This window comes from Nigerium massiliense (assembly GCF_000826085.1).
In the GTDB taxonomy this organism is placed as follows: Bacteria; Actinomycetota; Actinomycetes; order Propionibacteriales; family Propionibacteriaceae; genus Propioniciclava; species Propioniciclava massiliense.
Map to the genome: position 1 here is coordinate 142823 of NZ_CCYM01000002.1, position 16009 is coordinate 158831.

The window sequence follows — 16009 nt, forward strand, 5'->3', positions numbered from 1 at the left end:
CCAGCCTAGCGGCCCGGGCCGGCGGCGCCGTCGCGGCCGGGCGGCGCCCACTGCAGCCCCCACTGATACAGCGCGATGGCCGCGGCGGCGCCGGCGTTGATCGACCGGGTCGAGCCGTGCTGGCTGATCGCGACGAGCCCCTGACAGGCGGCGACGACCTCGTCGGTCAGGCCGGGACCTTCCGCGCCGAACACGAGGCAGCAGCGTTGCGGCAGCCGGGCCGTCTCGAGCGGGACCGAGCCGGGCAGATTGTCGACCCCGATGGGGACGATCGCGCGCTCGGCGAGCCACCCGGCGAACGCGGCCACGCTCTCGTGATGGTGGACGTGCAGATAGCGGTCGGTCACCATGGCCCCGCGGCGGTTCCAGCGCCGGCGTCCGAGGATGTGCACGCCCTCGACGTTGAACGCGTTGGCCGTGCGGACGATGGAGCCGATGTTGAAGTCGTGCTCCCAGTTCTGGATCGCGACGTGCAGGGGGTTCCGGCGGGAGTCCAGGTCGGCGACGATCGCCTCGACCCTCCAGTAGCGGTAGCGGTCGACGACGTTGCGCCGGTCGCCGTGCTCCAGCAGGTCGGGGTCGAGCCGAGGGTCGTCCGGCCAGGGTCGCGGGTGCGGTCCGACTCCGGGTCCCGCGGACGCGGCCTGCCGGTCGTCGTCCGCGGTCACAGCTCCTGGTCGCCGGCGGCGTGCGCCCCGCGGCCGCCGTCGTCGCGCCGGGACTCCCCGCCGGCGCCGTCCCCGTCGGCGTCGCCCTTCTTGCGACGGACGATGGCGCGGCGCACCAGCCACACGAGCAACGCGACGAGGAGCAGGATGAGGATGACGTAGACGACGTTCGAGTACTGGTTGACGACGTCGCCGACCTTGCTCCACTGGTCGCCGAGTAGGTAGCCGGCGGTGGCGAGGATCGTGTTCCACACCGCGCTGCCGAGCGCCGTGAACAGCGAGAACCGCAGCAGCGGCATGCGGTCCACGCCGGCCGGGATCGAGATCAGCGAGCGGATGCCCGGGATGAGCCGTCCGAAGAGGATGGCGGCCGGGCCGTGCCGGTGGAACCAATCGACGGACTTGGTGACATCGTTTCCGTCCACCAGCGGGATCTTGTCGGCGATGCGCCGCAGCCGGTCGGCGCCGAACGCGGCGCCCAGCCAGTAGAGCAGGTAGGCGCCCAGGAGCGAGCCCAGGGTGGCCCAGACGATGGCGATCGGCAGCGAGTAGGGCGGGTTCGGTTGTGCCGCGGTGAAGCCGGCCAGCGGGAGGATCACCTCGCTGGGGATGGGCGGGAAGACGTTCTCGAGCAGGATCGCCAGGAAGACGCCGGGCCCCCCGATCGTCTGCATCAGGTTCACGACCCACTGCACGATGTTGTCGAACATCGACCAACTCTCTTTCCGGTGAACGGCTTGCCGGAATCAGTGGCCGGCGGGAAAACCGTCGGCCACTCTATCGAGAGTCGCCATGATCGAACCGCAGGCTCGGGTGACATTCCGGGATGTCCCCGAGCGAGACCGGGTGGCCGCCCTCACCCCAGGCCGACGACCACCAGCAGCGCCAGGCAGGCGACGCCCTCGACCAGGCCCAGGCGGCGCGGACTCCATCGCGGACGCACCCGCGGCACCACGGCCGCGCGGACGGTGGCCGCGGCGAAGAACACCGCCCACCACCAGCTCGTCCCGGCGAGCCCGGCGGCCAGCGCGGCGGCGACGGTGGCGGCGGCGTGCCAACCGATGGACGCCGCGAGGTAGCCGACGCTGTCGCGCTCCCGGATGTTCGTCTTGACGTAGAGCACGGTGCCGAAGAAGTAGGCGAAGCAGAAGCACGTGGTGGCGAGGACGGCGGCACCCAGCGGCGTCCCGGACGCCGCGGCGAGGTCCGCCGGGGAGCGGTAGACGACGACGGCCGTCATCAGGCTGGCCCCGGCGGTGGTCAGCGCGCCGCCGAGCGTGGCCCGTTCGTGCCGGCGCGACGCCAGCACCATCGCCGGGACCAGCGCCACGAGGTAGGCGGGCACCCAACCGAGGATGGGCCAGCCGGCCAGGGCGAGCGTCCCGAGCCCCAACACCGCCGCCGCGGCGGCGTAGACGAGCAACGGGCGCTGCAGCGGCCCGCGACGGGAGGACGGGGCCTTGAGCCACAGCGACGCGGCGTTGAAGCAGAAATAGCCGGCCAGCCAGAAGAACAGCAGCACCCAGGCGTAGGTGGGGATCGCCGTCCCGTGCCGCACGCACAGCAGCGAGCCGGCCACGTACGGGACGAACAGCATCGCCCAGGCGCCGTGCTGCTGGGGAATCCAGCCGGCCTTCTTGGCCTGGGGACGCCGACGTGAGCTCACGCCCGGCACTTTACTCCGGTCGGCCCTGGAAAAATTGCGGTCGGCCGCGGACAGTCACGCTCACGGCCGCCGGGTGCTGCAGGTGACGGTGAACGCCCGGTCGCGCGCGACGATCTCGGTGGGGCCGACGTCGCGGCGCAGCCAGCCCAGGTAGGGCAAGTGGGAGTTGAACACCAGCCACAGCTGCCCGCCGGGGGCGAGGACGCGCGCGGCGTCCGCGATGATGCGGGCTGTGGGCGTGGAGTCCTTGGCGGCGCCCCGGTGGAACGGCGGGTTGGACGCGATGAGGTCGGCGGAGGCCTCCGGCTCGGCCTCCAGCCCGTCGGCGCGGACGGCGGCGACGTCCAGCCCATTGGCCTCGGCGGTGGCGGCGGTGGACGCGAGCGCCGCGGCGGAGACGTCGGTGGCGCGGACGCGGTACCCGCCGCGGGCGAGGGTGGCCGGGATGAGGCCCGTGCCGCCGCCGACGTCGAGCGCGCGGGCGGCGTCCGCGCTCGTGGGCGGCAGGTGCGCGAGCAGGAGCCGGGTGCCGGCGTCCAGGCCGGCCGCGCTGAAGGTGAGACCGTGGGCGACCATCGTGAGGCCGAGTTCGTCCACGCGGACGGTGCGCGGCCAGGTGCGCTCCCCCGGCGTCGGGCCCTCGGCGTGCAGCACGCGCGACTTCTGCCGCCCCAGACTGGCCCGGACGTCGGCGAAGCTGCCGGCCAGCACGTCGTTCATCGCCCGGGTCATGTGCTTGACGCGTCCGCCCGCGACGACGTGCAGCGGCCCGGACGCCCCGGCGGCCAACGCCTGCGCGTACTCCTCGAGGCCGCCGAGGGCGGTGGGCAACCGCAGCAGGACGGTCGAGACGCCGGTCAGCGCGTCGGGGCCGAGCGCGACGAGGCGCTCGGCCCCGACGGGCAGGTCCCGTTCGTCGCGCACGTCGTCGCAGTACGCCCGGACGCGGCAGCCGCGCTCGAGCAGCGCCCGGCAGAGCGCGCCGTCGCGGTCGTCCACGACGACGACGGTGCCCCCCGGCTCCGGAGCCGCCTCATCGAGCATGAGGGCGGCGACGGGGTCGAGGGGCACGGTGTCGCGGCTTGTCGGGCCGGTGGCGTCCGGACCCGTGATGCTGCTCAGTTGGCCGGGTTCGAACCGGGGCCGCCCTGCTGCGGCGGGTTCTGGTTCTGGTTCGGCTGGTAGGTCGGCTGCTGGGCGTCGCCGAAGTCGGACGCCTGCGCCGGCCGCTCGTAGGTGCGGGCGTCGTAGGCCTGCGGGTTGGGCAGGTCGTTCGGGTTGCTCGGGATCTGGCGCTGCTGCTCCCGCGGCGCCTGCTGGTTCGGCTCGTCGCCGCGGTGGCTGATCTCGCCGAAGTTCACGTCGGGCGCGCGGCGCACCTCGGGGTCGTTGACCTCGAAGTAGGTGGCCTTCTGGAAGTTGAACGAGTTGGCGATCATGTTGGTCGGCACCGACTCGATGCGGGTGTTGTAGTTGCGGACGTTCGCGTTGTAATAACGGCGCCCGGCGGCGATGCGATCCTCGGTTTCGGAGAGTTCACGCTGCAGCTCGAGGAAGTTCTGGTTGCTGCGCAGCTCGGGGTACGCCTCGACGCTCACCAGCAGGTTGCGGACGGCGCCGGAGAGCTCGGCCTCGACGTTGGCGCGCTGCTCGGTGGGCGCCTCGCCGCTGCGACCGGCCAGCGACTGCGCCTCGGTGCGCAGGCGGGTGACGTTCTCGAGCGTATTGCGCTCGTGGGCGGCGTACGCGCGGACCGTCTCGACCAGGTTCGGCAGCAGCTCGTAGCGCCGGTTGAGCTCGACGTCCACCTGACGCCAGGACTCCTGGATCATGTTGCGTTGCCGGACGAGGCCGTTGTACGCGCTGAGCGCCCACACACCGGCGGCGATCACGAGGACGACGAGGATCACGAGGATCCAGCCGAAACCAGGCATGAGTGGTCTCCTTGCAGTAGGTGTCGCGCCCCAGCCTAACGGGCGGCTCGCCCGGACAGCGAGGGCGACCCCCGCGCGGCGCCCGCTTACAGACCCAGGTCGGCCAGGCTGAACGCGGCGCGGTACGCGAGGCCCTCGGCCTCGATGCGCTCGCGGGCACCGGTGTCGCGGTCGACGATCACGGCCACCCCGACGATGTCGGCACCGGCCTCTCGGACGGCCTCGACGGCGGTCAGCACGGAGCCGCCGGTGGTCGAGGTGTCCTCGACCACCAGGACGGGGCGTCCGGCGATCTCGGTGCCCTCGATGCGGCGCTGCAGCCCATGCGCCTTCGACTCCTTGCGGACGACGAAGGCGTCCAGCCGCTGGCCGTCCGCCGCCGCGGAGTGCAGCATCGCGACCGCCACCGGGTCGGCGCCCAGCGTGAGGCCGCCCGCGGCCTCGAACGCCCAGTCGGCGGTCAGGTCGCGCATCACGCGTCCGACGAGCGGCGCGGCGGCGCCGTCCAGCGTCACGCGGCGCAGGTCGACGTAGTAGTCGGCCTCCTTGCCGGAGGCCAGGGTGACCCGGCCCCGGACGACCGCCAGGTCGACGATGTGCTGCAGGAGTTGTTCGCGCTCAGCCATGGGCGTCAGCGTAAGGGACGGACTCACTGGAACCAGAACCCGCCCTCGCGTGGGACGGGCGCGGCGGCGGCGTCCGCATCAGTGAAGGCCTGCGCTCCGCCGATCCAGCGGGTGAGTTCGCGCCCGAACAGCGAGCGCTGCGGGAAGACGGCGTGGTGGGCGCCGTCGTCGAGGTCGCCGTGCGGCAGCGGCGACGCGCTGGCCGCGACGACGAGGTTGCCGTAGCGGCGTCCCTTGAGCACGGCCGGCTCGGCGACGAGGTGCACGTGCCGCAGCCGCTCGGCCACGCCGCCGACCACCCGCTTGGCCCAGCCGAACGGCGCGCGGTCGGCCAGGTTGAAGAAGAAGACGCCGCCGGGACGCAGCCGCAGCACGACCTCGTCGAAGAACTCGTCGGTGACCAGGCTCGGCGGGACCGTGCTGCCGTCGAAGGCGTCCAGGATGATCGCGTCCGCGTAGTCGGCGGGCATCAACTCCAGTCCGGCGCGGCCGTCGGTGATGCGTACCTTGATGCCGGTGCGCCTGGGCAGCGGCAGCTTGCGGCGCACCTCCTCGATGAGGTCGCCGTCGGGTTCCAGCACGATCTGGGCGGTGTGCGGACGCCGCGCCTCGACGTAGCGCGGCAGGCTGAGCCCGCCGCCCCCGATGTGGACGACCCGCAGCCGCCGCTCGGGGTCGGCGGTGAGCACGGTGGCGTCCAGCCCGTCGGCGATGCGCTGGACGTACTCGAACTCCAGCCGCGTCGGGTCGGCCGGGTCGACCCACGACTGCGACGTGGGCCCCGTCATCACCCGGAACGCACCCGGCGTGCTCGGGTCGGGCACGAGTCGCTCGCTCATTGGGCTCCTCCTGGGACGGGCCGCCGCGGGGACGGCGCAGGGACGGCGACGCCGCCACCGGGGCGGTGACGGCGTCGACGTGCTGTCGGCTGGCGGGCCGAGGGCCCGACCGGTCAGGACAGGTTACGCAGGAAGTCGAGGAGCGCGACGTTGAACTGGTGCGCGTGCGAGACGTTGATGCCGTGCGGGCCGCCGGCGATCTCGACGACCTTGGCCTGCGGCACGAACTCGGGCACCCGCTGCCCGGACGCGGCGAACGGCACGTTCTGGTCGCTGTCGCCGTGGATGACCAACAGGGGGACGTCGCACTTCTCGAGGTCGGCGCGCAGGTCGGTGCCCCAGATGCCGATGGTCTCGACCAGCGCCGTGTCCTCGGCCTGCTCCGTGATGTCGAGGGCCAGGTCGAGCTCCTCCGCCGACACCTGCAGCCCGCCCTTCTCGGTGGAGAAGAAGGTCGTCATGAACTCCTTGAGGAACCCCTCGCGGTCGGCACGGCACTGCTCCTGCATCTCCTCGAAGCCCGACTGCGGCATCGCGCCGTCGGGGTTGGAGTCGGTCTGCGCCAGCGCGGGGGTGACCGCGGCGGCCAGGACGGCGCCGGCCAGCCGGTCGGTGCCGTGCTTGCCGATGTAGCGGGCGACCTCGCCGCCGCCCATGCTGAACCCGACGATCACGGCGTCGCGCAGGTCGAGCTGGTCGAGCAGCGCCGCGAGGTCATCGGAGAGGGTGTCGTAGTCGTTGCCGGTGCCCGGCTGGTCGGAGCGCCCGAAGCCGCGTCGGTCGTAGGTGACGACCCGATGGCCCGCGCTCTCGAGGGCATCGGTCTGGTGCGCCCAGGACTCCCCCGACAGCGGCCAGCCGTGGATGAGGACGACCGGGCGGCCGTCGCCTCCGGTGTCGGTGTAGTGCAGCTTGACCGGGCTTTCGCCGGGAACGGTGATGTCGGGCATGATGCTCCTCCATGTCGGGTTTCTCCCGACCCTAACCAGCCCGCCACCGCCCCAACAAGGCCCGGACGATCACGAACCGCGGCGCAGGACGCAGCCCCGCGGGTGCGCCATCGGCAGGAGTTCGAGGGGCTCGGACTCCCCCACCAGGGCCCGGACGACGCCCAGGTGCACGCCGCACACGAGGGACGGCTCGTGCTCCGCCACGCTCCGCAACGGGCAGGCGCGCAGGATGAGCAGCCGGTCGTCGTCGGCGTCCGGCTCGGGGTCGAAGCCGAGCCCGGTCATCGCCTCGAAGAAGTCGGACTCGCCGAGTTCGGCGGGACGCTCGGCGAGCAACTCGTCGCCCCAACGCCGCCCCGCCCGCTCGGCGATGGCGTCCGCGTCGCCTCGTTCGGCGATCTCGCGCAGCAGCGCGCCGACGAGCTGGTCGCCGGTGATGCCGGTCTCCCAGGCGCTGGCCGCCCGGAACTTCGCGGGCGGTCGGCCGCGCCCGCGGCGTTCCGACGTCTTCGTGGCGACGTGCGCCAGCCCGTCGGCGACGAGCGCCTCCAGGTGTTCGCGGACGGTGTTCGGATGGTTCCCGGTGTGGGCTGCGACGTCGGCGACCGTCCACGCCCGGTCGGAGGAGCGCAGCAGGCGCAGAATGCGCCCGCGCGCCAGCGACAGTTCGGCCCCGCTCACGGGGCGCGGACCGCCCTCACGATGAGCCGGCTCCATGGCGCCGAGCCTAGGGTCAGGCGATCCGCGCCACGGGCGAATCGCGAGATTCATCGGCGTGCCCTCGTGCACCTCGGCGGACAGCACCGTGCGGGCCGACTGATCCTCGATCGCCGTCCGCACCAGCGGGCGCAGCGGACGCGCACCACCGCGGCGCAGGGCGCGCGGCAGCGAGGACGACTCAGCCGGCCCGGGTCGGCTCCGGCAGGTAGACCGCTCCGCCGCGCTCCACGAACTCCCGCGACTTCTCCTGCATGCCGGCGATCGCGGCCTGCGCCTCGGCCGATCCATAGGTGTCCCGGATGCCCTGGCTGATGCGCATCGAGCAGAATTTGGGGCCGCACATCGAGCAGAAGTGCGCGGTCTTGGCCGGCTCGGCGGGCAGCGTCTCGTCGTGGAACGCCTCGGCGGTCTGCGGGTCGAGCGACAGGTTGAACTGGTCGCGCCAGCGGAACTCGAAACGGGCCTTGGACAGCGCGTCGTCGCGATCCTGGGCGCCGGGGTGCTCCTTCGCGACGTCGGCGGCGTGCGCGGCGATCTTGTAGGTGATGACGCCGGTCTTCACGTCGTCCCGGTTCGGAAGCCCCAGGTGCTCCTTCGGGGTGACGTAGCACAGCATCGCGGTGCCGTACCGGGCGATCTCCGTCGCGCCGATCGCCGACGTGATGTGGTCGTAGCCGGGCGCGATGTCGGTCACGAGCGGGCCGAGGGTGTAGAACGGCGCTCCGTCGCACAGCTCCTGCTGGCGCTCGACGTTCTCCCGCACCTTGTGGAGCGGGATGTGGCCCGGCCCCTCGACCATCACCTGCACGTCGAACTCCCAGGCCCGCTTGGTCAGCTCCGCGAGGGTGTCGAGCTCGGCGAACTGGGCCGCGTCGTTGGCGTCCGCGATCGAGCCGGGGCGCAGGCCGTCGCCCAGCGAGAACGCCACGTCGTACTGGGCGAAGATCTCGCACAGCTCGTCGAAGTGCGTGTAGAGGAAGTTCTCCTCGTGGTGGGCCAGGCACCAGCCGGCCATGATCGAACCGCCGCGGGAGACGATGCCGGTGACCCGGTCGGCGGTCAGCGGCACGTAGCGCAACAGGACGCCGGCGTGGATCGTCATGTAGTCCACGCCCTGCTCGCACTGCTCGATGACGGTGTCGCGGAAGATCTCCCACGTCAGCTTGTCGGCCTGCCCGTCGACCTTCTCCAGCGCCTGGTAGATCGGGACGGTGCCGATGGGCACGGGCGCGTTGCGGATGATCCACTCGCGGGTGGTGTGGATGTCGTCACCCGTGGACAGGTCCATGACCGTGTCGGCGCCCCACTGGGTGGCCCAGCGCAGCTTGCTGACCTCCTCGGCGATCGAGCTGGTGACGGCCGAGTTGCCGATGTTCGCGTTGACCTTCACCAGGAACGCGCGGCCGATGATCATGGGCTCGGACTCGGGATGGTTGACATTGTTAGGGATGATGGCGCGCCCGGCCGCGACCTCGGCGCGAACCAGCTCGGGGTCGCACTGCTCGCGCAGCGCCACGTAGCGCATCTCCGGGGTGACGATGCCCTGGCGGGCGTAGTGCATCTGCGTGACCCGGCGTCCGGCCTTGGCCCGGCGCGGAGGGCGTCGGACCCCGCGCCACTCCTCGGACGCCTCGCCCCGCCGCTGGGCGGAACGGCCGTCGTCGGCCAAGGTGCGGGCCCGGCCCTCGTAGGCCTCGGTGTCGTCGCGGTCCTCGATCCACGCGCTGCGCTGGTCGGGCAGGCCCGCCTCGGGCTCGCAGTCCGGGCCGGCGGTCCGGTAGACCTGCACCGGCTCGTGCGGCGTCCCGTCGGGGGCGGGCGCGAGCGCGATCTCGGTGACCGGCACTCTCAGCTCGCCGTCGGTGCGGGAGGCGACGGAGTACGCCTCGGGGAACGTCCACTCGGTGGTGGAGTCCTTGGTGTCGGTCGCTCGTGCGAGCGACGGGTCGTTCGTGCGCGCCATCATTGGCCCCTTCCTTCGCCGGCATGACCCGGGCAGGTTCAACGGTTGGTCGGCAGCATCAGCCTGATCTCAGCCCCTGCTGGGGCCCCCGTGGTTCTCTTGGGCACGACGTTAGCAACATCCACGGTTGTGCGCACTGCCTGTCACCATGCAGGCGACGTCCAATTCGGCGTCGAAGCCGAGCCCGGTCGTCGCCTCGAGGACGTCGGGCTCGGTGCGACAGGACACGAGACGCCGAACGGCGGCCCCGCCGAAGCGGGACCGCCGTCAGTCACCTCGTCCGTCGTCAGCGCTGGCCGTCGTCGACCGGCGGCTCGTCGACGCGGAGCCGGTCATCCGTCCCCTCGGCCTCGTGACCCGGGTCGCGGATCTCCAGTCCCTGGCCGTCCGGCGCGACATCGAAGACGACCGTGTCGCCCTCGTGCACCTCGCCGGACAGCACCTTGCGGGCCAGTTGATCCTCGATCGCGGTCTGCACCAGCCGACGCAGCGGACGCGCGCCGTACACCGGGTCGAAGCCGGTCGCGGCGAGCCACTCCTGCCCGGCGGGCGTCACCTCGATGGTGATGCGACGGTCAGCCAGCCGGTCGTCGAGCCGGCGCAGCTGGATGCCGACGATCTGCGCCAAGTCCTCTTGCGAGAGCGGGTCGAACATGACGAGGTCGTCGAGCCGGTTCAAGAACTCGGGCTTGAACGCGTTGCGCACGACGTTCATCACGGCCTCGTTCTTCGTCTCCGCGTCCAGCTTCGGGTCGGCCAGGTACTGGCTGCCCAGGTTGGACGTCAGGATGAGGATGGTGTTGCGGAAGTCGACCGTGCGGCCCTGGCCGTCGGTCAGGCGTCCGTCGTCGAGCACCTGCAGCAGGATGTTGAAGACGTCCGGGTGCGCCTTCTCGACCTCGTCCAGCAGCACCACCGAGTACGGACGCCGCCGCACAGCCTCGGTCAGCTGGCCGCCCTCCTCGTAACCGACGTAGCCCGGAGGGGCGCCGACGAGCCGGCTGACGGTGTGCTTCTCGCCGTATTCGCTCATGTCGATGCGGACCATCGCGCGCTCGTCGTCGAAGAGGAACTCCGCCAGCGCCTTGGCCAACTCGGTCTTGCCGACGCCCGTGGGGCCGAGGAACAAGAACGAGCCGGTCGGCTTGTTCGGGTCGCTGATGCCCGCACGGCTACGCCGGACGGCGTCCGAGACGGCCTTGACCGCCTCGCGCTGGCCGATGAGCCGCTCGCCGAGGTAACCCTCCATGTCGAGCAGCTTCTCCCGCTCGCCCTGAAGCATCTTGCCGACCGGGATGCCCGTCCAGTTCGACACCACCTCGGCGATGTCGTTGGCGCTCACCTCGTCGGCCACCATCGGCGTCACGTTCTTCTCGGCCGCCGAGGCCGACTCGAGCTCCTCGTTCAGCGCCGGGATCGTCCCGTAGAGGATCTCGGACGCTCGCGTCAGGTCGCCCTCGCGCTGGGCGCGGTCGGCTTCGGCGCGCAGGCCATCGATCTCCTTCTTGATGTCGCCCACGCGGTTCAGGTCGTTCTTCTCCGACTCCCAGCGGCTCTCCAGCCCGCGCAACTGCTCCTCAGCATCGGCCAGGTCGGCCTCCAAACGGCTGAGCCGCTCACGCGAGCCGGCGTCCTCCTCCTTCTCGAGGGCGAAGTGCTCCATCTTGAGCCGGTCGATCTGGCGGCGCAGCGCGTCGATCTCCTCGGGCGAGCTGTCGATCTCCATGCGCAGCCTTGAGGCCGCCTCGTCGATGAGGTCGATCGCCTTGTCGGGGAGCTGACGGTTCGTGATGTACCGGTTCGAGAGGGACGCCGCCGCGACGAGCGCGCCGTCGGTGATGCGCACCTTGTGGTGCGCCTCGTAGCGCTCGCGCAGGCCACGCAGGATCGCGACGGTGTCCTCCACCGACGGCTCGCCGACGTAGACCTGCTGGAACCGACGCTCCAGGGCCGGGTCCTTCTCGATGTGTTCGCGGTACTCGTCCAGGGTGGTCGCGCCGATCAGGCGCAGCTCGCCGCGGGCCAGCATGGGCTTGAGCATGTTGGACGCGTCCATCGCGCCCTCCGAGGCGCCCGCCCCCACGACCGTGTGCAGCTCGTCGATGAACGTGATGACCTGGCCCTCGGCCTCCTTGATCTCGTTGAGGACGGCCTTCAGCCGCTCCTCGAACTCGCCGCGGTATTTCGCGCCGGCCACCATGCTGGCCAGATCGAGGCTGACGACGCGGCGTCCCCTCAACGAATCCGGGACGTCGCCGGCGACCACGCGCTGGGCCAGGCCCTCGACGACGGCGGTCTTGCCGACGCCGGGCTCGCCGATGAGCACGGGGTTGTTCTTCGTGCGGCGGCTCAACACCTGCACCACGCGGCGGATCTCGGAATCGCGGCCGATCACCGGGTCGAGCTTGCCCTCGCGGGCCGCCTCGGTGAGGTCGACCGAGTAGTTCTCCAGCGCCGACTCGCCACCCTCGGCGGCCTCGCTGGTGACGCGCTTGCTGCCGCGGGCGTCGTTGAACGCCTTCGTCAGCGCCTGGTCGGTCGCGCCCGCCTTGGTGAGGATCGGCTTGGCGTCGCTCTCGATCGCGGCGAGCGCGATGAGCAGGTGCTCGGTAGCGACGAACGAGTCGCCCATCTGCTCGGCACGGGTCTCGGCGTCCGCGAGCACGCGGGCGAACGAGCCCGACAGCTGCGGTTGCGCGACCGACGATCCGGTCGAGCTGGGCAGCTTCTTGATGGCGGCCTGCGCCGCGGCGTCCGTCGCCTGCGGGTCGGCGCCCACGTCGGTCAGCAGCGTCCCGACGGTGTTGTCCGGCACCATGAGCAGCGCGTGCAGCAGGTGGGACGGTTCGGCATTGGGATTGCCGTTGGCCAAAGCGTGACGAAGGGCGGCCGAGACGGCGTCGCGGCTCTTCGTCGTGAGCTTCGCAGAATCCATGTGTTACCTCCTAGCTCGGCGCCCGTGCCATCGTCCTCAGCCCACGAGCCGAGCGCAGCCAAAGTTGAGTTCACTAGACTCAACTACTCTACGGCCTCGACTATTCCCTCGCCAGAGCCACACTCGGTCACGCGCGGGCGCCTGGCGCCGAGATCAAAGACCCCGACGGAACGTGACGATGACCCGCTCGCCGCAACCGCCGTGCCATCGGTTGCCATGCGGGTGCGGAGGATGTGGGATTATTAGTCATCCCGACTAATGCAGTGATCGTTGGACGGAGGGACCGGCCAACACAGCAGAAGGGACGATGACAATGTTCAACATCTTCAACGAGCGGCAGAAGGCCATGGAGCTTCAGGCCGACGCCGAAGAGCGCATCGGGCGCAGCGACATCAACTGATCTGGCGCCGTCACCGGCATCAGCACCGCACCAACCGATCAATCAACCAAGGAGCACAATGTTCAACTTCATCGATGAGTGGCAGAAGGCCATGCAGCTTCAGGCCGACGCCGAGGAACGCATCGGGCGCAGCGACATCAACTGACCGAGCGGTCCCCGGACGCCGGCAACCGGAGCAAGGCCGTAGGCCATCTGCCGAGATAATCCGAACCCCCCGCCACAGCGACGTGGCGCGGGGTTCCCGCATTCAAGCGGTTTCCCCCCACCGAGGCGCCTCCCCGCCGGATGCGTCCTCAACCCGAGAGGAACCGGCGCTGGTAGGCGTCCGCAAGCGCGTCGACATCCACCCGGCACTGCCGGATGCGGCACCCCGAGCCGTCGGCACGCACCGGCGTGCCCTCCGCGCGCCAGTGCGCCAACGCGTCCGGGAGCAAGGGCGCCGGCAGCGCCCCGGCGACGTTGACCACCCGCCACCAGGGCAGATCGTGACCGTGCCGCGCCATGATCGCCCCGACGACGCGGGGCGCCAGTCCGACGACGCGTCCGACGTCCGAATACGCAGCGACGCACCCCGCCGGGATCTCCTCGACCGCCAGCAGGACGCGTCCCACCGCAAATCCGTCCACGGGCTCACGCTAGCCCGCGGCACCGGCCTACTTGGCGGTGCTCTTCTTCGCGCGCGTGGTCTTCTTCGGCGCGACCTTCTCCTCGACCGCGTCGACGGCGTCGCCGATCACGTCGGCCACCTTCTCGGCGACCTTCTTCACGGTCGGCTTCTTCGCGGCGCGGCGCGGCTTCGGGGCCTCGTCCGCCGCGGGCGTCGCGACGTCGGCCGGCACGTCCTTGGTCTTCGTGGCGCGGGCGGACGCGGCCTTGCGGGCGGGCTTGTCCTCATCGCCACGGGCGGCGGCGGGGACGTAGACGCTGGCGCCGGCGTCGACGAACGTGGCGTCCTGCTCGTCGAACCAGTTGCCGCCCTCGCCCAGGTAGCGGAACACGGCGATGTAGTCGGCGGGCAGGACGACGGACGCGCTCTGCTTGTCGCCGCGCTTCTTGAACGGCAGCTCGCCGGGCGTCCAGTCGTTGAAGTTGCCGACGACCGAGATGGCGCCGGCCTCGTGGTTGGCGGGCAGCGTGAAGGTGAGCTTCTGGCCGCCGCTCTTGGTGTCGCGGGTTACTTTCAGCATGGATTGATACCTCGTAGATCCTCGTTGGCTGTGAGACGGGAGGGTGTCTCGAAACTGTGGGTACGGCCTGCCGGGCTGCCTCGAGGGCGGCCGTGATCGGGCCGTTATAGTTCTCCAGACTAGTGGACGGCGCGCCGCCACCCGGGCGCGTCCCGCCCTGTGTCGGTCCGGCTTCCCGGCAGAGCCCGGCGGCGGCGATAGGCCGGGGTGACCCTGGCGGACAGGCGTCCCGCCGCACGCTGCGCGCGTGACAGACTTGGGCCACGTGCGCAGTCTCGGAAGAATCGTCGCTGCGGCCCGCGAATTGTGGCCGTACTACCTCGGGATCACGCTGGCGGCGGTGGTCGTCGCCGGCACCAGCCTGCTGACCCCGTTCATCATCAGCGCCGCCACCGATGAGGTGGTCGCCCAGGCACAAGGTCACGGCCGCGGCCTGCAGACGCTGGTCTGGCTGGCGGTCGGCGTCCTGGCGGCGGAGCTGTGCAACTCCGTCTTCACCAACGTCGGCGGCTACCTCGGCGACTGCATGGCGGTGCGGCTGCGCTCGATCCTCTCGTCGCGCTACTTCGCGAAGATGCTGTCGCTGCCGCAGCGCTACTTCGACAGCCAGCTCACCGGAACGGTCATCAACCGGTTGCAGCGCTCGATCACCGAGACGACCCAGTTCCTGCAGATGTTCAGCAACGGCTTCTTCCCGATGGTGATCACCCTGGTGGCGACGCTCGTCATCACGGCGAGCTACTCGTGGGTCATCTCGCTGCTGCTCGTCATCATCTACCCGGTCTTCGCCTGGCTGACGGCGCTGACGTCGAAGCGCTGGTTGAAGCTGGAGCAGGAGAAGAACCATCAGCTCGACATCGCCGGAGGGCGGTTCGCCGAGGCGATCGGACAGATCCGCGTCGTGAAGAGCTTCGTCCAGGAGCTCCGCGAGCTGCGCGGCTTCAACGACCGCTACGTCACCACGACCCAGCTCACCTCGACGCAGTCGCGCTGGTGGCACACGATGGACGTCGCCCGTCGCGCGGCGCTCAACGTGGTCTTCTTCGGCATCTACCTGATCATCTTCCTCGACACCGCCCAGGGCCGGTACTCGATCGGCGTGATGGTGCTGCTCATCCAGCTCGTGGGTATGGCCAAGCAGCCCGTGCAGTCGATGAGCTTCTACGTGGACGCCTCCCAGCGCGCGATCGCCGGCAGCCGCTCCTACTTCGAGGCCATGGAGGAGACGCCGGAGCCTCATACCTCCATCACCATGGACGACGCCCTGAGCTTCGCACGCGATGAGCGCCGCGGCGAGGTCGCCCTCCGCGACGAGGCGAGCCGGCCCTGGCCGGTGGTGCCGGGGGCGCCCATGATCGCGCTCGACCACGTCGACTTCGGCTACGGCGACGACGAGGACGTGCTGCACGGCATCACGTTCGACGTCGCCGAGGGCGAGCACATCGCGCTCGTCGGGGAGTCGGGTGGCGGCAAGACGACGCTGGTGAACCTGCTGCTCGGCCTGTATCGGCCGCGCGGCGGCACCATCGCGATCCAGGGCACCGACATCATGACCACCCCGACGACCGCCCTGCGCCAGGAGACCGGCGTCGTCTTCCAGGACGCCGCCCTCTTCTCCGGGACCATCCGGGAGAACATCGCCTACGGACGCCCCGACGCGACCGACGAGCAGATCGAGGCGGTCGCCCGGCGCGCGAACGTCCACCAGTTCGTCGACAAGCTCGCCGACGGCTACGACACCGAGATCGGCGAGCGGGGCATCAAGCTGTCCGGCGGCCAGCGCCAGCGCATCGCGGTCGCCCGGGCCATGCTCAAGGACGCCCCGATCCTCGTCCTCGACGAGGCGACCAGCGCGCTCGATTCCCGCTCGGAGCGGCTGGTGCAGGCGGGCCTGCGGGACCTGATGAACGAGCGAACCAGCGTGATCATCGCCCACCGCCTCTCGACGATCTCCAGCGTCGACCGCATCATCACCCTGCGCGACGGACGCGTCGACGAGATCGGCTCGCCGGCCGAGCTGGCCACCAGCGGCGGCATCTACGCCGAGCTGCTCGCCCTGCAGGCGTCCGCGAGCAAGGCAGACCGCAAGCGGCTCAAGGAGTTCGAGATCCGGGGCTGAGC

General features: G+C 70.9%; 14 protein-coding genes. 1 reads left to right on the forward strand and 13 read right to left on the reverse strand.

Translation table 11 applies throughout. The features are described from left to right. Positions 1-5: 5 nt before the first annotated feature. From BN1187_RS02150 to BN1187_RS14490, 13 genes are all read right to left on the reverse strand, one after another. Positions 6-668, reverse strand: coding sequence for a TrmH family RNA methyltransferase (locus tag BN1187_RS02150; protein WP_040158317.1), 663 nt, complete (start codon positions 666-668; stop codon positions 6-8). Next, the gene (locus BN1187_RS02155) at positions 665-1378 is read right to left on the reverse strand and encodes a DedA family protein (protein ID WP_072041929.1); all 714 of its coding nucleotides are present in this window, start codon (positions 1376-1378) and stop codon (positions 665-667) included. Before BN1187_RS02155 ends, BN1187_RS02150 begins: the two co-directional genes overlap by 4 nt. A 146-nt stretch (positions 1379-1524) precedes the next feature. Continuing rightward, the gene (locus tag BN1187_RS02160) at positions 1525-2334 is read right to left on the reverse strand and encodes a YwiC-like family protein (RefSeq protein ID WP_147675047.1); all 810 of its coding nucleotides are present in this window, start codon (positions 2332-2334) and stop codon (positions 1525-1527) included. 60 nt (positions 2335-2394) lie between these two features. After that, entirely contained in the window at positions 2395-3405 is a 1011-nt protein-coding gene (locus tag BN1187_RS02165; protein ID WP_052462187.1) for a class I SAM-dependent methyltransferase, read from the reverse strand. Positions 3406-3452: 47 nt separating this feature from the next. Beyond that, the gene (locus tag BN1187_RS02170; protein WP_072041931.1) at positions 3453-4268 is read right to left on the reverse strand and encodes a LemA family protein; all 816 of its coding nucleotides are present in this window, start codon (positions 4266-4268) and stop codon (positions 3453-3455) included. 86 nt (positions 4269-4354) lie between these two features. Further along, positions 4355-4894, reverse strand: a complete 540-nt coding sequence (pyrE, locus tag BN1187_RS02175; RefSeq protein WP_040158319.1) for an orotate phosphoribosyltransferase — start codon at positions 4892-4894, stop codon at positions 4355-4357. A 23-nt stretch (positions 4895-4917) separates the two neighbouring features. After that, the gene (locus BN1187_RS02180; protein WP_040158321.1) at positions 4918-5733 is read right to left on the reverse strand and encodes a spermidine synthase; all 816 of its coding nucleotides are present in this window, start codon (positions 5731-5733) and stop codon (positions 4918-4920) included. A gap of 113 nt (positions 5734-5846) precedes the next feature. Next, a complete protein-coding gene (locus BN1187_RS02185) occupies positions 5847-6683 on the reverse strand; it encodes an alpha/beta fold hydrolase (protein ID WP_040158323.1) in 837 nt (278 codons plus the stop codon). A 69-nt stretch (positions 6684-6752) separates the two neighbouring features. Next, entirely contained in the window at positions 6753-7400 is a 648-nt protein-coding gene (locus BN1187_RS02190) for a helix-turn-helix transcriptional regulator (RefSeq protein WP_072041979.1), read from the reverse strand. A gap of 181 nt (positions 7401-7581) precedes the next feature. After that, a complete protein-coding gene (gene thiC / locus BN1187_RS02195; protein ID WP_040158325.1) occupies positions 7582-9369 on the reverse strand; it encodes a phosphomethylpyrimidine synthase ThiC in 1788 nt (595 codons plus the stop codon). Positions 9370-9652: 283 nt separating this feature from the next. Further along, complete coding sequence (gene clpB / locus BN1187_RS02200; protein ID WP_082034450.1) at positions 9653-12301, reverse strand: ATP-dependent chaperone ClpB; 2649 nt, start codon at positions 12299-12301, stop codon at positions 9653-9655. Positions 12302-12994: 693 nt separating this feature from the next. Continuing rightward, positions 12995-13327: an MGMT family protein gene (locus tag BN1187_RS02205; protein WP_040158327.1), complete on the reverse strand. Its 333-nt coding sequence runs from the start codon at positions 13325-13327 to the stop codon at positions 12995-12997. Positions 13328-13354: 27 nt separating this feature from the next. Then, the gene (locus BN1187_RS14490; RefSeq protein ID WP_072041932.1) at positions 13355-13888 is read right to left on the reverse strand and encodes an early set domain-containing protein; all 534 of its coding nucleotides are present in this window, start codon (positions 13886-13888) and stop codon (positions 13355-13357) included. 265 nt (positions 13889-14153) lie between these two features. Here BN1187_RS14490 and BN1187_RS02215 point away from each other — a divergent pair, with 265 nt between their 5' ends. Then, positions 14154-16007: an ABC transporter ATP-binding protein gene (locus BN1187_RS02215; RefSeq protein WP_040158329.1), complete on the forward strand. Its 1854-nt coding sequence runs from the start codon at positions 14154-14156 to the stop codon at positions 16005-16007. Positions 16008-16009 lie beyond the last annotated feature (2 nt).